Here is a 19441-nt window from a genome sequence, read left to right as displayed (position 1 = left end):
GTATGGACGAGAAACGACTCACGCATTTACGGCAGCTTGAAGCCGAAAGCATTCACATCATCCGCGAAGTGGCGGCCGAGTTCAGTAACCCGGTGATGATGTACTCCATCGGTAAAGACTCTTCGGTGATGCTGCATCTGGCGCGCAAGGCGTTCTATCCGGGTTCGCTGCCTTTCCCGCTGCTGCACGTTGATACCGGCTGGAAATTTCGTGAAATGTACGAATTTCGTGACCGGACGGCGAAGGCCTACGGCTGTGAACTGCTGGTGCACCGCAACCCGCAGGGCGAAGCGTTGGGGATTAACCCTTTCGTACACGGCAGTGCCAAGCATACCGACATCATGAAAACCGAAGGGCTGAAGCAGGCGCTGGATAAATACGGTTTTGATGCCGCGTTTGGCGGGGCACGTCGCGATGAAGAGAAGTCGCGTGCCAAAGAGCGTATTTACTCCTTCCGTGACCGTTTCCACCGTTGGGATCCGAAGAACCAGCGCCCGGAGCTGTGGCATAACTACAACGGCCAAATTAACAAGGGCGAGAGCATCCGCGTTTTCCCGCTTTCTAACTGGACCGAACTGGATATCTGGCAATACATCTATCTGGAAAACATCGAGATTGTTCCACTCTATCTGGCCGCCCCGCGTCCGGTGTTGGAACGCGATGGCATGCTGCTGATGGTGGATGACGATCGTATCGACCTGCAACCGGGTGAAGTCATCGAACAACGCATGGTACGTTTCCGCACGCTGGGCTGCTGGCCGCTGACGGGCGCGGTGGCATCGCATGCGCAGACGCTGCCGGAAATCATCGAAGAGATGCTGGTTTCCACCACCAGTGAGCGTCAGGGAAGGGTGATTGACCGCGATCAGGCCGGTTCAATGGAGCTGAAAAAGCGTCAAGGGTATTTCTGAGGAATCGTCGAATGAGCCAAATTTCTTTAAAAGACACCGTTGCAGAAAATGCAGCTGAGAAAGATGCCAGTGCTATCAACAATGCAATGGCACAGCAGATCGCCGAGCAGGGCGGTGTGGAAGCGTATTTACACGCACAGCAGGATAAAACGCTGCTGCGTTTCCTGACCTGCGGCAGCGTCGACGATGGAAAAAGTACACTGATCGGCCGTTTGCTGCACGATACGCGCCAGATTTATGAAGATCAGCTCAGCACGCTACACAATGACAGCAAGCGTCTTGGGACGCAGGGTGAAAAGCTGGATCTGGCACTGCTGGTCGATGGGCTTCAGGCCGAGCGTGAACAGGGCATCACGATTGACGTGGCCTACCGCTATTTTTCGACGGAAAAGCGCAAGTTTATTATCGCCGACACGCCGGGACATGAGCAGTACACCCGCAACATGGCGACTGGCGCATCAACCTGCGAGCTGGCGATTCTGCTGATTGACGCCCGCAAAGGCGTATTGGATCAAACCCGTCGTCACAGCTTTATTGCGACCCTGCTGGGGATTCGCGATCTGGTGGTGGCGGTGAACAAAATGGACTTAGTGGATTATCAGCAAACGGTATTTGAGCAGTTTAAGCAGGACTATCTGGATTTTGCCCAGCAACTGCCTGCCGACCTGAATATCACCTTTGTGCCGATTTCCGCGCTGGATGGCGACAATGTCGCCACGCCAAGCACGACGATGAGTTGGTATACCGGCCCAACGCTGCTGGACGTGCTGGAAACGGTCAACGTAGCGCAGCGCACGCTGGAACAGCCGATGCGTTTCCCGGTGCAATACGTCAACCGCCCGAATCTGGATTTCCGTGGCTACGCGGGCACGCTGGCATCTGGCATTATCCGCGTTGGGCAGCGGGTTAAGGTGCTGCCGTCCGGCGTAGAATCCACTGTCAGCCGTATTGTGACCTTTGACGGTGATTTACCGCAGGCGCAGGCAGGTGAAGCCATTACGCTGGTGCTGGCGGATGAGATTGACATCAGCCGCGGTGACCTGCTGGTCGATAGCGGTGAATCGCTGAAAGCAGTGCAGCATGCGTTGGTGGATGTGGTCTGGATGGCGGAACAGCCGCTGGTGCCGGGACAGAGCTATGACATCAAGATTGGTGGTAAGAAAACGCGTGCCCGGGTCGAGAATATTCAGTATCAGGTTGAGATTAATACGCTGACGCAGCGCGTCGCGGAGAACCTGCCGCTGAATGGCATCGGTTCGGTTGAGCTGATTTTTGATGAGCCGCTGGTGCTGGACAACTATCAGCACAACGCGGTGACGGGCGGGATGATCTTTATCGATCGTCTGAGTAATGTCACGGTAGGCGCGGGTCTGGTACGGGAACCTATCGAGCAGGTGTATCAGGAGCCGGGCGCGTACAGCGCGTTTGAGCTGGAACTGAATGCGCTGGTTCGTCGCCACTTCCCGCATTGGGGCGCGCGCGACCTGCTGGGAGGCAAATAACGTGTCTTTACGCGATGAACCGACTGACGAGAATGTCGTCTGGCATGCGCACGATGTCACCCGTGAGTCGCGCGAGAAGTTGCATGGTCATCAGGGCGTGGTTATCTGGTTTACCGGGCTGTCAGGTTCCGGTAAATCCACGCTGGCGGGGGCGCTGGAGCAGGCGCTACACGCTCGCGGCGTCAGCACTTATCTGCTGGATGGCGACAACGTCCGGCACGGTTTGTGCCGGGATTTGGGCTTCACCGACGACGATCGGCGCGAGAACATTCGCCGCGTGGGTGAAGTCGCCAAACTGATGGTGGATGCCGGTCTGGTGGTCCTGACCGCGTTTATCTCGCCGCACCGCGCCGAGCGCAAAATGGTGCAGGATTTACTGGGCGAAGGGCAGTTCATTGAAGTCTTCGTCGATACGCCGTTAGCGACCTGTGAAGCGCGCGATCCTAAGGGGTTGTATAAAAAAGCCCGCGCGGGAGAGTTGCGTAATTTCACCGGGATCGACTCGGCGTATGAAGCCCCGGAAGCGCCCGATAGTCATCTGGATGGTGAACAATTAGTAACAAATTTGACAGGCCAATTGTTAGATCTGCTTGGCAAGCGAGCTATTATCAAGCTCTGACACCCCCGCTTTTTTTCACCGCGCTGTTGGGTGATGCTGGGGAAGAATGGGAAAGATTATGCAAAATGCCACGCAGTTAACGATTAGCAAGACTCGGCCAGCGCAAGAAGAGGATGACGGCGTTTCCTACCTGTTTATGGGGGCGGTGACGGGGTTCTCCTTCTATTGGTTGGCCTTTAGCATCCCCTTTCTGGTATACGGCTCCAATACCACGTTTTTCTTCATGCTCTACACCTGGCCGTTCTTTCTGGCGCTGATGCCGTTTTCGGTGCTGGTTGGCGTCGGGTTTAGCTTTCTGCTGAGAGGCTATATTTTTTATACGCTTTTTGCGACGGGACTGACGGTGATCTGCCTGTTCTGGCTGGTATTTTCTTTTCTGACGGGGTGGTAAAAAAGCTGTCAGCGTAGAAGAGGCTGACAGCCTTGGTTTTACAGTTTATCGAGTATTTACAGTATCTTGCTTAGGAAAGCCTGTGTGCGCGGGTTACTCGGATGAGTAAATATCGCCTCTGGCGTCCCCTGTTCCTGAATAATCCCCTGATCGATAAAGATCACTCTATCAGCCACTTCTCTGGCAAAGGCCATTTCATGAGTCACGATGACCATGGTCATGCCTTCATTTGCCAGCGTTTTCATGACCGCTAACACTTCGCCAACCAGTTCTGGGTCCAGCGCCGAGGTGGGTTCATCAAACAACATGATCTTGGGTTCCATTGCTAACGCGCGGGCAATTGCAACACGCTGCTGTTGACCTCCAGACAGGCTGTTCGGCCAGGCATCAATTTTATCCAGCAAACCGACTTTACTGAGCAACACTTTAGCGCGTTCAACGGCCTGAGCGCGGGGCAATTTTTTCACATCCATCGGTGCCATAATCACATTTTCTAACACCGTCATGTGTGGAAACAGATTAAAGCGCTGGAACACCATACCCACGCTTTCGCGCATACGATTGATATCGGTTTTCTTATCGTGAATGGCAAAGCCGTTGACCGTAATCTCGCCTGCTGACAGGGTCTCCAGCGCATTGATACAGCGCAAAAAGGTACTTTTTCCTGAACCGGATGGGCCAATCAGGCAGAGCACTTCCTGAGGCGCGATGTCGCAGGAAATACCACGCAGGACATGCGTATCGCCAAACTGTTTTTGCAGATTGTTAACGTGAATCACTTTTGCCAAACCTCGTTTCCATGTGCCGCACCAGCAGAGAGAGCAGGAAAGTAATAACCCAATAGACAATGGAAATCGTCAGGTAGGGTTCCCAATACGTGGCGTAAGCGCCTGACACCGTGCGAGCGGCATAGGCGAGATCCGCCAATCCGATCGCCGAAGCCAGCGATGAATCTTTCACAATCGCGATAGCGTTGTTGCCCAGTGGCGGCAGCATTCGGCGAAAAGCCTGTGGCAGGATGACTTTCCGCATGGTGCGGCCATAGCTCATGCCGAGCGAGCGGGATGCTTCCATCTGGCCGCGATCGATTGACTGAATACCCGCACGGAATATCTCAGAGACATAGGCACCCGCATTCAGCGTAATGGCCACAATGCAGGAGAGGAACGCGCCGTAATCTGCGCGTAGCGTGCGGGCAAAATCGACCGACATGATATTGCTGGTCACCAGCAACCCGTCGCGCGGGTTGATGAACAGTGGTACCAGAGCAAAGTGCACAACCATGATTTGTACAAACAGCGGCGTACCGCGAAAGGCGCTAATGTAGATGCGTACCGGCCATTGAACGCCGTAGTGCAGGATATATTTCCACGGCCCGTGCGGCGCTTGCGCTACGCGGCCTAATCCCAGCGTTAATCCCCAGCAGGTGCCAAGAATGACACAGATAATGGTGCATTTGATGGTCATCCAGGTGCCTTCCATAAATAGCGGGGCATACTCCTGAATGATCTCCCAACGAAATCCCGTCAAGATCGTTTCCTTTTTTAAATAGGCTAACGTGATGATTTTTTTAATTAAACCGGACAGGCTGGCTGCCCGGTTGGTGCGACGTCTCGCGTGAGGCGATGGAGACCAGGAGAGGTTCGCAGTGTATTGCAGGCGTTATTCTGCGGGTAAGGTCGGAACGTTGTTATCAAACCAGGTCTGATAGATTTTGGCGTAGGTACCATCGGCAACGATTTTTTTCAACCCGGCGTTAATCTTCTCACGCAGTTGATCGTTGCCTTTTGCCACGGCGATCCCAAAATACTGGCGTTCGAATTTGGCGTCGGAAACCAGATTGAACTGTTTTTCAGGGTGAGTCTTAATGTAAAACTTCACGACGCCCACATCGCCAACCGCTGCACCCACGCCATCTTCATACAGCTCTTGTAACATTAACGGAGTGTTATCGAAGCGCTTAATCGATGTACTGTTTTTCCCTAATACGTCAGAGACCACGATATCGGCGGTACTGGAGTTCACGACGCCGACTTTGTGATCTTTCAATGCGGCAATCGAGTCGATTGCCGAGCCTTTAGGTACCACAATAGACTGCTCTGCAGGGAAATACGGTGCGGAAAAATCGACCATTTGCTTACGTTTATCGGTAATCGTGATGCCGGAGATGATAATGTCGCGGTCGCCGGAGTTAAGGGTCGCGAAGATACCTTCCCACGGCGTATTGATCAGTTTGATATTGAAATTCTCCGCCTTGGCGATCGCTTTAATAATATCAATATCAAAGCCTTCCAGCTCTTTTTGTGCGTTTTCAAACTCAAAGGGGCGATAGGTTCCACCAGAGCCGACCACGTAAGTGGGCTCAGCGGCGAAGGCGCTGGTGGAGAGTACGGTCGTGGATAGTGCGGTGGCGCAGAGCGCACCAACGAATAACAGTTTTTTGAACATGGTTTTCTCCTGGTTTAAACGTAAAATTTTCTTTTTTTATGCACTTTGTATGCATAAAAATACACAGATAGCATTAATGGTTCAACTGACGTTTTCCTATGGCCGGTTTTATCCCGCTATTTCCTATGGGGTTGCGTTTTCTGGCAACGTGGGAGACGGCAGAAAGCGCGAAGATAACGAGAAGATAATGCATAGATGGCGCGAATGTGATTTGGTGGCTGGCTTGGTGCGAATTCCTGCCCGAAATATCCCCATTTAGGGACGTGACAAGGTGAATCTTGCCTTCCACTGCCGGACACAGTGGAGTCGAAACAAAAGTTATGGGATGATTAGGCGGTTTTTCAGGGGGCGGGATGGGAAAGCTTACGCTGTTATTATTGATATTGCTTGGCTGGCTTCAGTACTCACTGTGGTTGGGCAAGAATGGCATTCATGATTATGTTCGGGTGAAGGATGATGTTGTTGTCCAGCAGGGGAACAACGCCAAATTAAAAGACCGTAACGAACAACTGTTTGCCGAAATTGACGATCTCAATGGCGGACAGGAAGCGATTGAAGAGCGCGCACGCAATGAACTGGGTATGATCAAACCCGGTGAAAGCTTCTATCGTCTGGTACCGGAATCGAACCACCGTAACGCGAATACGACTTCATCTAATCCTTCTCCATCCAACAATACACAACGTTGACGCATGCAGACACCGAGCCTCTCCCCGCCTGATATTGTTGCCGTTTTGCCCGCCGCGGGTAACGGCAGCAGAATGCAAAACGATCGTCCTAAGCAGTATCTGACGATTGGTAATGACGCAACCGGCCATAAAACCATTCTTGAACACACCATCGACGCGCTTTTACGCCATCCACGCGTGCAGCGTGTCGTTGTCGTTATTAGCCCTGATGACGCATTTTTTCATACTCTGGCGATTGCTAACGACCCCCGTATTTTTGCCGTTACGGGCGGACGGCAGCGTGCTGATTCCGTGCTGGCTGGGCTGTCCGCCGTTGCGGATAGCGCGTGGGCGCTGGTGCATGACGCGGCGCGTCCGTGTCTGCATCAGGACGATCTGACGCGCCTGCTGGCGATTGTTGAGCAGAGTGATGTTGGTGGAATTTTGGCCGCCCCGGTTCGTGATACCATGAAGTGCAGCACGGATGGGTTTATCGATCGCACGGTAGAACGTAACGATTTGTGGCATGCGCTGACGCCGCAGCTCTTTCCCGCGGCGCTGTTGAAACAGTGCCTGCAACGGGCGCTTCAGGATGGCGTTGCCGTCACAGATGAAGCCTCCGCGTTGGAATATTGTGGCTATCGCCCGCAAATTATCAGCGGACGTTCGGATAATATCAAAGTGACTCGTCCAGAGGATTTGGCATTAGCCGAATTCTATTTAACCAGTTTGCAGTAACCTCATTTTATTCGCTAAATTTATTCGTTAAATACATATAAGGAGAATGCGCGATGCGTATCGGTCACGGTTTTGATGTCCATAAGTTCGGTGGAGAAGGTCCGTTGGTGATCGGTGGCGTGCGAATTCCTTATATTCAGGGCCTGCTGGCGCATTCCGATGGGGATGTGGTGCTGCATGCGGTGACAGATGCCCTGTTGGGCGCCGCTGCGCTGGGCGACATTGGCAAGCTGTTTCCTGATACCGATCCGGCGTTTAAAGGTGCGGACAGCCGTGGTTTGCTGCGTGAAGCCTGGCGTCGTATCAACGAAAAAGGCTATCAGTTAGGAAATCTGGACGTTACGATTATTGCGCAGGCACCGAAAATGGCACCGCATATTCCGCAAATGCGCGTGAATCTGGCAGAAGATTTGCTGTGCCACATGGATGACGTCAATGTGAAAGCCACCACGACAGAGCAGCTTGGGTTTACCGGTCGTGGTGAAGGCATTGCCTGCGAAGCCGTTGCTTTGCTGGTGAAAAAAGGAACGGGCGAAATCGTCGCGTGGTAAGCCGTTTTTTTGTAATCAATGTCTTGTCAGCAAGATCTTATCAATCATAGAAAATTAACAGTATAAGAAACAATGTCATGGCTGCGCGTCATCCGGTCATGACCTTGTAGGATAATGATGGAAAATAGCGAACAACTCGTTTGGTTGCACGGCGAACCACAGGCTACCGGCTCATTGAAGTCCGCTGCGGAAGATTTTGTCGTCGTCGAAGATCTGGGATTTCAGCCAGACGGCGACGGTGAACATGTTCTGTTGCGCGTGCGCAAGCGCGGCTGCAATACGCAATTTGTGGCCGAAATGCTGGCGAAATTCGCTCGCTTGCCGCTACGTGCTGTGAGTTATGCGGGCCTGAAAGATCGTCATGCTGTCACCGAACAGTGGTTCTGTCTGCATATGCCGGGCAAGGATACGCCGGATTTCTCCTCGCTGGCGCTTGAAGGCTGTGAGGTGCTGGAATTTGCTCGCCACCGTCGCAAACTGCGCATCGGTACGCTGCGGGGTAACTATTTTACTCTGGTGCTGCGTCAGGTCAGCGATCGACGCGAGGTTGATGCTCGTTTGACGCTGATTGCCGCGAACGGCGTTCCTAATTATTTCGGCAGCCAGCGTTTCGGACGCAACGGAAATAATCTTGAGCAGGCTCGTCTTTGGGCGAATAACGAAATTCGGGTAAAAGAACGTAATAAACGTAGTTTTTATCTTTCCGCCAGCCGCAGTGCGATGTTTAATCAGGTTGCTAGTGCAAGACTGGCGGGAGAGCAGGCGAAAAGCGTTTTGTCTGGTGACGCATTGCAGTTGACAGGACGCGGCAGCTGGTTTGTTGCTAAGCCTGACGAACTGGAAGCCTTACAGACGCGCCTTGATGCTGGTGAACTCCAGATTACCGCGCCGCTGCCCGGTGATGGTGAGCTGGGTACGCAGGATGAGGCGCGGGCATTTGAAGAGCAGGCTTTGGCGGGACAAGAAACGCTGTGGTCGTTGGTCAAGCGTGAACGGGTTGAATCGGCCCGGCGTGCGATACTGCTGTATCCGCAACAGATGCACTGGGAATGGCAGGACGACGCGACCGTGGAAGTGACATTCTGGCTACCTGCGGGCAGTTTTGCGACCAGCGTGGTACGTGAATTACTGCATTCATATCAGGATGCCGATATCGGTGTCTGATGTGTTACGACTTTTTGCAGAAAATAGTTGAGAGAATACATGCCAGCAACGGTGCGGTCGCGGCGGTTAGCTGGCCCTTGTGCGGGAAAATTGCTGTATTGGTGACGAGGTTAACCAGAGCTGAGGTCGGCGGGGAATGGTAAACAAGCGTATAGAAACGTTGTTGGCGCAGCTGCGCCAGCAGGGCATTCAGGACGAACGTCTGCTGAAGGCGATAGAAGCCGTACCCAGAGAACGTTTTGTTGATGAAGCTTTTGAACATAAAGCGTATGAAAACACCGCTCTGCCTATTGGTTCCGGTCAGACTATCTCGCAGCCCTATATGGTCGCGAAAATGACGGAGCTGCTCAGCCTGACGCCGGTATCTCGCGTGTTGGAAATTGGTACGGGTTCGGGGTATCAAACGGCGATTTTAGCGCATCTGGTGCGACACGTTTGCTCGGTGGAGCGCATCAAGGGGCTGCAATGGCAGGCTAAGCGCCGCTTAAAGCAGCTGGATTTGCACAATGTTTCTACCCGCCATGGCGATGGATGGCAGGGCTGGGCGTCGCGTGGGCCGTTTGATGCCATTATCGTTACCGCGGCGCCACCGGAAATTCCCCGTGCGCTGCTGGAACAGTTAGATGAAGGCGGCGTAATGGTGTTGCCCGTCGGGGAACAGTCGCAAATACTGCAAGTTGTACAGCGCCATGCCGATGAGTTTATTATTCAAACGGTTGAAGCTGTTCGGTTTGTTCCTCTGGTCAAAGGGGAATTAGCCTGATACCGTGGCGTTGGTGTGCATTTGTTGTTAAGTCTTTAAAATTTCAACACAACTGTTTTATAGTGCGAACTTGTTGATATTGTTAGCCTCTAATCATCGTGGTGCCTTTCCCGTTTTGCTTATGCGCCAGCGATGGTGAAGTAGCGATCTTTCTCGTTCCAATTAACGAATACATGAGCGGAGATCGTTTACGCTACAATCAATTACGCAACGGCAGTAACTATGCAACGGCAGTAACTACGCAATGGGCAGTTGGGCTACAGCCAGTAAAACGGCAGCAGATGCGAGGCAAACATGTCCGAATTGGGTTCTGAGTATTACTGTTTCTTGAATGTTATCGACACTTTTTTGAACGCTATTTTTTTGAACGTTATAGTTATAGGGGAGTAAGGCGCATGGGAAGCCGAATGATGAATTTGCGTCACATTGCTGCTTGTACGGTGATTGTCTTAGGATTGGCTGGATGTACCAACAATAATTCCAAATCCGCACCGATCAGCAGCGTTGACGGAAATACGGGCAGCCGAGGGGGAATGTTATCTGCGCCACCATCGCGTATTTCAACGACGAGTGAAAGTGTGGCAACGACGTCCGATGGTCGGATCGTTTATAACCGCAGCTACGGTAATATTCCGAAAGGCAGCTACAGCGGCGGCAATTCCTACACCGTTAAACGTGGCGATACCCTGTTTTATATTGCCTGGATTACCGGCAATGATTACCGGGATCTGGCGCAGCGCAACAATATTCCTGAACCATACAGCCTGAATGTGGGGCAATCACTGAATTTAGGCAACGGAGCCGGCAACAACGCTTCGGGCGGTGGCTTGACGAGCGGTGGTGGTATGCTGGCAACAACCGATGCCACCCGAGGTGGTGTACCAACACCGCCATCAAGTGCTCAAATACAAACTACATCGGTTGATTCTCAGTCAACTAATGCGTATTCTGGTAATCAGGGTAAACAGAATGTAGGTAAGATGTTACCTACGGCAGGGGCAACGACAACCGCTCCTGTTTCCGCACCAGCGGCTGTTGCCAGCAGCAATACGGCTGCTGTCGGCAGTTGGCGTTGGCCTACCGATGGGAAAGTCATAGATAGTTTCTCCGATTCCGAAGGGGGAAATAAAGGGATTGATATCGCCGGCTCACGTGGGCAACCGATCACCGCAACCGCCAGTGGGCGCGTGGTGTACGCGGGTAACGCGCTACGTGGTTACGGAAATCTGATAATCATCAAGCATAATGATGACTACCTCAGTGCCTATGCCCATAACGATACGATGCTAGTCCGTGAGCAACAAGATGTCACGGCAGGACAAAAAATCGCTACGATGGGCAGTACGGGCACCAGCTCAGTTCGCTTGCACTTTGAAATTCGTTACAAGGGGAAATCCGTAAACCCGCTGCGTTTTCTGCCGCAGCGATAAATCGGGCAGAGTATTTCGGTATTCTGCCAAGGGATCACGGGTAGGAGCCACTTATGAGCCAAAGTACGCTGAAAGTTAACGAGTTACATGAAGATACCGATTTCGACGAGAATGGACTTGACGTTTTTGACGATAAGGCGCTGGCAGAGGAAGATACCAATGATAATGACTCGGCGGAAGACGAGCTGTTATCGCAAGGGGTCCCACAGCGTGTCCTGGACGCAACACAGCTCTATTTAGGTGAAATCGGCTATTCGCCGCTTTTGACCGCAGAAGAAGAAGTTTATTTTGCCCGGCGTGCGTTGCGTGGCGATGTTCCATCGCGCCGCCGGATGATTGAGAGTAATCTGCGGTTGGTGGTGAAAATTGCCCGCCGTTACAACAATCGTGGTCTGGCGCTGCTGGATCTGATTGAAGAGGGGAACCTCGGCCTGATCCGTGCGGTTGAAAAATTCGATCCAGAAAGAGGATTCCGTTTTTCAACCTACGCAACCTGGTGGATTCGACAGACGATAGAACGGGCGATCATGAATCAAACCCGTACCATCCGCTTGCCGATTCACATCGTCAAAGAACTCAACGTTTATCTGCGCACCGCGCGCGAACTGTCTCACAAACTGGATCACGAGCCGAGTGCGGAAGAAATTGCCGAACAGCTTGATAAGCCCGTTGATGACGTCAACCGCATGCTGCGCCTGAATGAACGTATTACTTCCGTCGATACCCCGCTGGGCGGTGATTCGGAAAAAGCGCTGCTGGATATTCTGGCAGACGAAAAAGACAACGGACCTGAAGACACCACTCAGGATAACGATATGAAACAGAATATCGTTAAATGGCTGTTTGAGCTTAACGCCAAGCAGCGTGAGGTGTTGGCGCGTCGTTTCGGCCTGCTAGGGTATGAAGCGGCTACGCTGGAAGATGTCGGTCGTGAAATTGGCTTAACGCGTGAACGTGTTCGTCAGATTCAGGTTGAAGGCTTACGCCGCCTGCGGGAAATTTTGCAGGTTCAGGGGTTGAGCATTGAAGAACTGTTTCGTGAATAATTCGCGATAAGTTACTGAAGTCTTGAAATAAAAAATGGTGGGGAAACCCACCATTTTTTTATGTCTGCATTTGCCCTTTCCTGCGAAAGGGCGGTCTGGCAGCGATTAGCGGACGATATTTGCCAGCAGGAAATCGACGATTTCGCTGGTTTTAATCATCTGCTTTTCACCAACCCGGCGATGCTTATATTCAATCTCTTCGCTATCCAGATTGCGATCGCCAATGACGATGGTGTGCGGCACGCCAATCAGTTCCATATCGGCGAACATCACGCCCGGACGCTCTTTGCGGTCATCAAGCAGAACTTCAATGCCTTTAGCGCGCAACTGCTGGTAGATATCCTCAGCGACTTCCTTCACGCGGAAAGACTTGTGCATGTTCATTGGCAGAATAGCAACGTGGAAAGGTGCAATCGCGTCTGGCCAGATGATGCCGCGTTCGTCATGATTCTGCTCAATCGCCGCCGCGACAACGCGCGTTACACCAATACCGTAGCAACCCATCGTCAGCGTCTGGTTACGACCGTCCTCACCTTGAACCGTCGCTTTCAGCGCTTCAGAATACTTGCTGCCCAGTTGGAAGATATGGCCCACTTCGATACCGCGTTTAATTTGCAGTGCGCCTTTACCGTCTGGACTGATGTCGCCTTCAACCACGTTACGGATATCCGCAACCTGTGGCAGCGCAACGTCACGCTCCCAGTTGATGCCAAAATAGTGTTTGCCATCAATGTTCGCGCCAGCGCCGAAATCGCTCATGGCTGCAACGGTGCGATCGACAACGACTGGAATCGACAGCTTGACTGGACCCAGCGAGCCCGGGCCTGCGCCGATGGTGGCACGAATTTCTTCTTCCGTTGCGAATGTCAGCGGGCTGGCTACCTGAGCAATCTTCTCTGCTTTGATTTCATTCAGTTCGTGATCGCCACGAACCAGCAGCGCAACCAGTTTATGGCCACTTTCTTCCGTCGCTTTAACCAGCAGCGTTTTCACGGTTTTCTCTACCGGCAGCTTAAACTGCTCAACCAGCTCGGCGATGGTCTTGGCATTCGGTGTGTCAACCAGACGCAGCTCTTCCGTCGCTTCTGCGCGGCCTAGCTTCGGTGCAACCGCTTCTGCCAGTTCAATGTTTGCCGCGTAGTCGGATTCCGTTGAGAAAACGATATCGTCTTCACCGCTGGCAGCCAGTACCTGAAACTCATGGGATGCGTTACCGCCGATAGAGCCGGTATCCGCCTGAACGGCTCTGAAATCCAGATCCATACGGCTGAAAATCTGGCTGTAAGCGGCGTACATCGCGTCGTAGGTAACTTGCAATGATTCCTGAGAAGTGTGGAAAGAGTAGGCGTCTTTCATCAGGAATTCACGCGAGCGCATCACGCCAAAACGCGGACGAACTTCATCGCGGAATTTGGTTTGAATCTGGAAGAAATTCAGCGGCAGCTGCTTGTAGGAGCTGATTTCATTACGAATCAGGTCAGTAATGACTTCTTCATGTGTTGGGCCGAGTACGAAAGGGCGCTCGCCACGATCGACAAAGCGCAACAGCTCTGGGCCATATTGATCCCAACGTCCACTCTCTACCCATAAATCGGCAGGTTGAACAACGGGCATGGACACTTCAATCGCGCCAGCGTTGTTCATCTCTTCGCGCACGATGTTTTCAACTTTTCTCAAAACACGTAAACCGGTCGGCAACCAGGTGTAAAGGCCAGAGGCCAGTTTACGAATCATTCCTGCCCGGAGCATCAACTGATGACTGATGACTTCTGCATCGGCTGGCGTCTCCTTGAGTGTGGAGAGCATGTATTGGCTAGTACGCATGGGGTTTTAGTTCCGTTAGAACGACAAATAGCATAGGGCTGCCGCGCAGCCGAAAGCACATAAAAAGTGGCTTAGTTTACCAGCGCGGACGGCGCGTCAAAAGAGAGCAGGAACAATTTTAGAATATATTGCTGTGGTTAATGTGTTAACACGCGTTTGACGAGTCGAGGCTTAGCACTTCGGTTTGTTCTCCGCAGACGCGCCAGCGCACATTGAATTCCAGCAGTAAAACGGCGTATTCCCGCGTGGTGCTTTCACCTTTGCGGTAGGCCGGACGTGGATCTTGCGCTAATACCTGTGAGATAAAACGTTTTAACTGGGGATATTTCTTTTGATGCTGGGCTATCTGGTTTTCCGCAAGGGGCGAAAAAAGCACCGGCATTGCCGCATCAGGTGCCATTTGGGCAAAACCAGCTCGCGCCTGAGGATGGCTTTCTGCAAAAGGCAGGTAAGGTTTGATATCGATGACTGGTGTGCCATCGACCAGATCGAGGCTGCCTAATTCGAGTGTAATGGCATCGCCTTTTACTCGAATCCCTTTTAATTCAACCAGCGACATACCAACAGGGTTGGGGCGGAAAGTAGAACGCGTAGCGAAAACGCCCGTCCGTGTGTTTCCCCCCAGACGCGGTGGCCGAACTGTCGGACGCCAGCCGCCTTCCATCGTTTGATGAAAGATGAACAATACCCAAATATGGCTGAACTCCTCCAGCCCTCGCACACATTCCGCCTGATTGTATGGCGGCAATAGCTGAAGTTCTCCGCCTCCATCTTCAATTAGACCCGGCTGCCGCGGAATGGCAAATTTTTCTTTATACGGAGAGCGGATAATCCCGATCTGATTGAAAACAAATTGACTCATTGTGCAGAGACTTTCAGCGCGGTGCCCTGGCAAACGACCTGACTGTAGCAACCCGCTACACCACTGACGGTTTGGCATTCATGCAGCAAAACCGCATTGGCTTTCATGGCCGTGGCGCGGTTTTGCATTCTTTTACGTGCATTTGCTGCGTTAGGGGGGGAATCCTGAGCGCTGACCTGGCATGAAGAGCCTGACACTTCGCCCATGTCGCGGAAAGGTTTACCCACCAATTCTTCTGCACTTTTATATAACACCGCTGGAGTCGGGCGAGCGACTGGCTTCGGTTTAGGCGCGGGTTCTGCGGTTTTGGTTTCAATAACAGGTTGAGGAGCCGGTGCCGGTGGCTTCTGAAATAAAGAACAGCCTGTCAGCGACATGGCCAACAATATAAAGGGAACAGCACGCATTAAGGATTCCTCTGCTTTTTCTCAAAGAGCGAGTATTGAAGCAAGCAATTGCATAAATAACAAGACGGGCCGTAGCCCGTCTTACAGATATCTTTTAATTAAACGCGTATACACGTCATACTTCAAGTTGCATGTGCGTTGGCTGCGTTCACTCACCCGAATCACTTACTTGAGTAAGCTCATCGGGATTCCTTCCCTTGCCGCCTTACTGAAAACTTGAATTATTTAGCGTATAATTGCTGGATTACCAGCCTTTCACCGCGCCGCCATTAAAGATTTTATTTGCTGCGTCGTTCACTTCATCAGACTGATAGGCCTGAACGAATTTCTTCACGTTTTCAGCGTCTTTGTTATCTTCGCGTGAAACCAGCAGGTTCACATACGGAGAATCTTTCTCTTCAACAAACAGGCCATCTTTAGTTGGCGTCAGGTTAATCTGGCTAGCGTAAGTGGTGTTGATTACAGCCAGTGCGATTTGCGCGTCATCTAAAGAACGTGGCAGCTGTGGTGCTTCCAGTTCAACCAGTTTGATGTTTTTCGGGTTTTCAGTGACATCCAGTACGGTTGGCAGCAGACCAACGTTGTCTTTCAGTTTAATCAAGCCGACTTTTTGCAGCAGCAGCAGGGAACGGCCCAGGTTGGTCGGGTCGTTTGGCAGCGCAACTTGAGCGCCGTCTTGCAGTTCATTCAGCGATTTGATTTTTTTGGAGTAACCAGCAATCGGGTAGACAAAGCTGTTGCCGACAGAAACCAGTTTGTAGCCACGATCTTTAATTTGCTGGTCCAGATAAGGCTTGTGCTGGAAGGCATTCAGATCGATGTCGCCTTTGCTCAGGGCTTCATTTGGCAACACGTAGTCGTTAAATGTGACCAATTCAACGTCCAGGCCGTATTTGTCTTTTGCCACTTTCTGCGCGACTTCAGCAACCTGCTGTTCTGCGCCAACAATAACGCCGACTTTAATGTGATTAGGATTCTTTTCTTCCTGACCACATCCCGCTAGCGCCAGAGCACCAATAAGTGCGCCAATGGTCGCAATAGATTTCAGTTTAATCGCCATATCCTTACCCCTAATTAACTATTTTCTTGGCAGATGCCTTCAGGCAAATGCGTATTGTGGTGATTACTTGTGTGTGACAGCTTTTACTGCCCTGTCGCCGCAGAATTGAATCAGGTAAACCAAAACAACCAGTAATATTAATACCGTATTCATGACCGTCGCGTTATAACCAATATAACCATACTGATAACCAATTTGTCCTAAGCCGCCTGCACCCACGGCTCCACCCATAGCAGAATAGCCTACGAGCGTGATTAGCGTGATGGTTGCGGCATTAATAAGGCCCGGTAATGCTTCTGGCAGGAGTATCTTTCTGACGATTTGCATCGGCGTCGCACCCATCGCACGAGCTGCTTCAATCAGGCCAGTCGGAATTTCAAGCAGCGCGTTTTCCACCATGCGGGCAATAAACGGTGCGGCACCGACGGTGAGAGGAACGATCGCCGCTTGCAGGCCAATAGAGGTTCCAACAATCATGCGAGTAAAAGGAATCATCCATACCAGCAAAATAATGAATGGAATCGAGCGGAAAATATTTACCAGTGCAGAAACGGTCCGGTAGAGCTTTGGATTGGCGATAATCTGCCCCGGACGCGTGGTATACAATAAGACTCCCACGGGTAAGCCAAGCACAAAGCCAAAGAAACCAGAAACGAACGTCATTGCGACGGTTTCCCATATTCCCTTAGCCATTAACCACATCATTGCTTCAGACATAACCCAGAACCTCAATTGTAACGTGACTTTCCTGCAGGAATTGGATTGCGGCTTTAATATCCGCATCGTTGCCGTGCATTTCTGCCAGCATGATGCCGAACTTGACGCCACCGGCATAATCCATCTGGGCACTGATAATGTTGTTGTTGACGTTAAAGCGTCGAGCAACCTCGGAGAGCAGCGGGGCATCTACCGATTTGCCGGTAAATTCCATCCGTAATAACGGCGTGGTATCTGGGCGATAGTCGGGGGACAGACGGATGAGGTAATCGTCAGGGATGTCCAGGTGCAGCGTGGACTGAATGAATTTTTGTGCCAGCGGCGTTTTCGGATGTGAAAAGACTTCGCTGACCGTGTCCTGCTCGATGAGTCGTCCATCGCTGATTACCGCAACCTGATCGCAAATACGCTTCACCACATCCATTTCATGTGTAATAAGAAGAATGGTTAGGCCGAGGCGGCGATTGATATCTTTCAGTAACTCAAGAATCGACCGGGTCGTTGCTGGATCCAACGCGCTGGTTGCTTCGTCACACAGCAGAACTTTGGGATTGCTCGCCAACGCACGGGCAATGGCGACACGCTGTTTTTGTCCGCCGGACAAATTGGCGGGATACACGTCGTGCTTATCTGCAAGCCCAACCAAATCCAACAATTCATTGACCCGCCGGGTAATGTCAGCTTTTGGCGTGTTATCTAATTCCAGCGGTAGCGCAATATTGCCAAAAACGGTACGTGAAGCGAGCAAGTTGAAATGTTGGAAAATCATGCCGATTTGGCGGCGTGCGCGCGTCAACTGGCTATCCGACAGTTGGGTCAGCTCTTGCCCATCAACCAGCACTTTCCCTTCTGTCGGGCGCTCCAATAAATTGACGCAGCGGATGAGTGTACTTTTACCTGCGCCCGATGCGCCGATAACACCATAGATTTGCCCGGTAGGAACATGAAGGCTGACATCAGCAAGCGCGGTAATGGTCCGCCCGTTTTGCTGAAAAACCTTAGTAATATTAGAAAGTTCAATCATATGTTTTTTATCGTGAGTGCCTATGGCTGGATAAATCCGTTTCTGTATTAACAGAAGATGAAATGGATGTTAGGGCGTCTAGACGTCTAAGTCAATCGGGATTGTCAAGGCTCTGCATTCTCCCTATAGGCGAAAACATGCGATACTACTGCGTAATTTAGGCCATTCAGGAGCAAAGTCAGTGGCACAAAGCGTTCCAGCAATTTTTCTTGATCGTGACGGCACGATCAATGTCGATCACGGTTATGTTCATGACATTGACCATTTTCAATTTATTGATGGCGTCATCGATGCCATGCGTGAGTTGAAAAATATGGGGTTTGCGCTGGTTGTGGTGACGAATCAGTCCGGCATCGCCCGTGGCAAGTTTACAGAAGATCAGTTTATGCAACTGACAGAGTGGATGGACTGGTCGCTGGCAGATCGTGGTATTGATCTGGATGGCATCTATTTTTGTCCGCATCACCCTGAAGCTGGGAAAGATGAGTACCGCCAGACTTGTGATTGCCGAAAGCCTGAGCCAGGCATGTTGCTTTCTGCACAACGCGATCTGCACATTGATATGGCGGCGTCTTATATGGTGGGTGACAAATTAGAGGATATGCAGGCTGCAATTGGCGCAGGGGTAGGAACCAAACTGTTGGTTCGCTCGGGCAAACCTGTCACCGAACAAGGCGAAATGCTGGCTGATAGCGTGTTGGAAAGTCTTGCAGACCTGCCAAAATGGATAAAAACGCGCACTTAATCAGCGGAACGAATGAAAGATGCGCAAACAGAAAAAAGTTTACTAGATTTGCTTGCGCTTCTGAATCGGCTGCCTATAATGCGCCTCCATCGACACGGCGCTGTGATTCACAACCGGGTCGGTAAAGAAAGAGAAAACGCTTTAAAATAAGCGTTGACTCTGAAGGTGAAAAGCGTAATATACGCCACCTCGCGAAGTGGTTAAGGCCACAACGCACTGCTCTTTAACAATTTAATCAGACAATCTGTGTGGGCACTCACAAGACCGTATCTTAACGATATAAAAAGTCTTGAAGAGTGAACAACAGTAAATTCATTACGAATAAACAGTTTTAATTCTTTGAGCATCGCTGACGAGTTCAGCAAATCAAACAAATCTTAAATTGAAGAGTTTGATCATGGCTCAGATTGAACGCTGGCGGCAGGCCTAACACATGCAAGTCGAGCGGTAGCACAGAGGAGCTTGCTCCTTGGGTGACGAGCGGCGGACGGGTGAGTAATGTCTGGGAAACTGCCTGATGGAGGGGGATAACTACTGGAAACGGTAGCTAATACCGCATAACCTCGCAAGA

Annotated in this window: 21 protein-coding genes and 1 rRNA gene; 13 read left to right on the top strand and 9 right to left on the bottom strand. The window is 51.4% G+C overall.

Going from position 1 to position 19441, the window contains the following annotated elements; translation table 11 throughout:
• Positions 1-2 precede the first annotated feature (2 nt).
• Genes cysD through R9X49_RS14735 form a run of 4 tightly spaced genes read left to right on the top strand, consistent with a single transcriptional unit; the run spans position 3 to position 3423 of the window.
• Positions 3-911, top strand: a complete 909-nt coding sequence (cysD, locus tag R9X49_RS14750; RefSeq protein WP_319849121.1) for a sulfate adenylyltransferase subunit CysD — start codon at positions 3-5, stop codon at positions 909-911.
• An 11-nt stretch (positions 912-922) separates the two neighbouring features.
• Positions 923-2413: a sulfate adenylyltransferase subunit CysN gene (gene cysN, locus R9X49_RS14745; RefSeq protein WP_319849120.1), complete on the top strand. Its 1491-nt coding sequence runs from the start codon at positions 923-925 to the stop codon at positions 2411-2413.
• The gene (gene cysC, locus R9X49_RS14740; RefSeq protein WP_319849119.1) at positions 2352-3032 is read left to right on the top strand and encodes an adenylyl-sulfate kinase; all 681 of its coding nucleotides are present in this window, start codon (positions 2352-2354) and stop codon (positions 3030-3032) included. Before cysN ends, cysC begins: the two co-directional genes overlap by 62 nt.
• Before the next feature lie 58 nt (positions 3033-3090).
• A complete protein-coding gene (locus tag R9X49_RS14735; RefSeq protein ID WP_413775894.1) occupies positions 3091-3423 on the top strand; it encodes a DUF3561 family protein in 333 nt (110 codons plus the stop codon).
• 56 nt (positions 3424-3479) lie between these two features.
• Here the strand turns inward: R9X49_RS14735 and R9X49_RS14730 are convergent, their stop codons facing one another.
• The 3 genes from R9X49_RS14730 to R9X49_RS14720 form a co-directional block, all read right to left on the bottom strand.
• On the bottom strand, positions 3480-4202 hold the full coding sequence (locus tag R9X49_RS14730; protein WP_319849540.1) for an amino acid ABC transporter ATP-binding protein: 723 nt from the start codon (positions 4200-4202) through the stop codon (positions 3480-3482).
• Positions 4189-4953 carry an amino acid ABC transporter permease gene (locus R9X49_RS14725; RefSeq protein ID WP_319849118.1) on the bottom strand — a complete coding sequence of 255 codons (765 nt, stop codon included), beginning with the start codon at positions 4951-4953 and terminating at the stop codon, positions 4189-4191. The genes R9X49_RS14730 and R9X49_RS14725 overlap by 14 nt, the downstream gene beginning before the upstream one ends.
• Positions 4954-5085: 132 nt before the next feature.
• Entirely contained in the window at positions 5086-5871 is a 786-nt protein-coding gene (locus R9X49_RS14720; RefSeq protein WP_319849116.1) for a basic amino acid ABC transporter substrate-binding protein, read from the bottom strand.
• Positions 5872-6224: 353 nt separating this feature from the next.
• On the opposite strand from R9X49_RS14720, the gene ftsB reads away from it, so the two are divergent.
• The 7 genes from ftsB (at position 6225) to rpoS (ending at position 12231) form a co-directional block, all read left to right on the top strand.
• Positions 6225-6560 carry a cell division protein FtsB gene (gene ftsB / locus R9X49_RS14715; protein WP_319849115.1) on the top strand — a complete coding sequence of 112 codons (336 nt, stop codon included), beginning with the start codon at positions 6225-6227 and terminating at the stop codon, positions 6558-6560.
• Positions 6561-6563: 3 nt separating this feature from the next.
• On the top strand, positions 6564-7277 hold the full coding sequence (gene ispD / locus R9X49_RS14710) for a 2-C-methyl-D-erythritol 4-phosphate cytidylyltransferase (RefSeq protein ID WP_319849114.1): 714 nt from the start codon (positions 6564-6566) through the stop codon (positions 7275-7277).
• A 53-nt stretch (positions 7278-7330) separates the two neighbouring features.
• Entirely contained in the window at positions 7331-7828 is a 498-nt protein-coding gene (ispF, locus tag R9X49_RS14705) for a 2-C-methyl-D-erythritol 2,4-cyclodiphosphate synthase (protein ID WP_319849113.1), read from the top strand.
• Between the two features lie 117 nt (positions 7829-7945).
• Positions 7946-8992, top strand: coding sequence for a tRNA pseudouridine(13) synthase TruD (gene truD, locus R9X49_RS14700; protein WP_319849112.1), 1047 nt, complete (start codon positions 7946-7948; stop codon positions 8990-8992).
• Between the two features lie 136 nt (positions 8993-9128).
• Positions 9129-9755, top strand: a complete 627-nt coding sequence (locus R9X49_RS14695) for a protein-L-isoaspartate(D-aspartate) O-methyltransferase (RefSeq protein WP_319849111.1) — start codon at positions 9129-9131, stop codon at positions 9753-9755.
• A gap of 407 nt (positions 9756-10162) precedes the next feature.
• Positions 10163-11185, top strand: a complete 1023-nt coding sequence (nlpD, locus tag R9X49_RS14690; protein WP_319849110.1) for a murein hydrolase activator NlpD — start codon at positions 10163-10165, stop codon at positions 11183-11185.
• A gap of 53 nt (positions 11186-11238) precedes the next feature.
• Complete coding sequence (rpoS, locus tag R9X49_RS14685) at positions 11239-12231, top strand: RNA polymerase sigma factor RpoS (protein ID WP_015841494.1); 993 nt, start codon at positions 11239-11241, stop codon at positions 12229-12231.
• Positions 12232-12336: 105 nt separating this feature from the next.
• On the opposite strand, the gene proS is transcribed toward rpoS, so the two are convergent.
• From proS to metN, 6 genes are all read right to left on the bottom strand, one after another.
• Entirely contained in the window at positions 12337-14055 is a 1719-nt protein-coding gene (proS, locus tag R9X49_RS14680) for a proline--tRNA ligase (protein ID WP_319849109.1), read from the bottom strand.
• 145 nt (positions 14056-14200) lie between these two features.
• Complete coding sequence (tsaA, locus tag R9X49_RS14675; RefSeq protein ID WP_319849108.1) at positions 14201-14917, bottom strand: tRNA (N6-threonylcarbamoyladenosine(37)-N6)-methyltransferase TrmO; 717 nt, start codon at positions 14915-14917, stop codon at positions 14201-14203.
• A complete protein-coding gene (gene rcsF / locus R9X49_RS14670; protein ID WP_039497702.1) occupies positions 14914-15324 on the bottom strand; it encodes an Rcs stress response system protein RcsF in 411 nt (136 codons plus the stop codon). The genes tsaA and rcsF overlap by 4 nt, the downstream gene beginning before the upstream one ends.
• A gap of 244 nt (positions 15325-15568) precedes the next feature.
• Positions 15569-16384, bottom strand: coding sequence for a MetQ/NlpA family lipoprotein (locus R9X49_RS14665; protein ID WP_010681578.1), 816 nt, complete (start codon positions 16382-16384; stop codon positions 15569-15571).
• A gap of 63 nt (positions 16385-16447) precedes the next feature.
• On the bottom strand, positions 16448-17101 hold the full coding sequence (locus R9X49_RS14660) for a methionine ABC transporter permease MetI (protein WP_039497700.1): 654 nt from the start codon (positions 17099-17101) through the stop codon (positions 16448-16450).
• Positions 17094-18125 (bottom strand): methionine ABC transporter ATP-binding protein MetN, encoded by a 1032-nt coding sequence (gene metN / locus R9X49_RS14655; RefSeq protein ID WP_319849107.1) that lies wholly within the window; start codon positions 18123-18125, stop codon positions 17094-17096. The genes R9X49_RS14660 and metN overlap by 8 nt, the downstream gene beginning before the upstream one ends.
• Before the next feature lie 181 nt (positions 18126-18306).
• Between metN and gmhB the strand changes: the two genes are divergently transcribed.
• Both gmhB and R9X49_RS14645 read left to right on the top strand, forming a co-directional pair.
• Positions 18307-18870 (top strand): D-glycero-beta-D-manno-heptose 1,7-bisphosphate 7-phosphatase, encoded by a 564-nt coding sequence (gmhB, locus tag R9X49_RS14650; RefSeq protein WP_319849106.1) that lies wholly within the window; start codon positions 18307-18309, stop codon positions 18868-18870.
• Between the two features lie 379 nt (positions 18871-19249).
• Positions 19250-19441 (top strand): 16S ribosomal RNA (locus tag R9X49_RS14645); the annotation flags it as partial.

The sequence above is a fragment of the Pectobacterium carotovorum genome (genome assembly GCF_033898505.1).
Lineage (GTDB): Bacteria > Pseudomonadota > Gammaproteobacteria > Enterobacterales > Enterobacteriaceae > Pectobacterium > Pectobacterium carotovorum_J.
The sequence above is the reverse complement of the archived record's forward strand: the minus strand, read 5'-3'. Positions and strand labels throughout refer to the sequence as shown.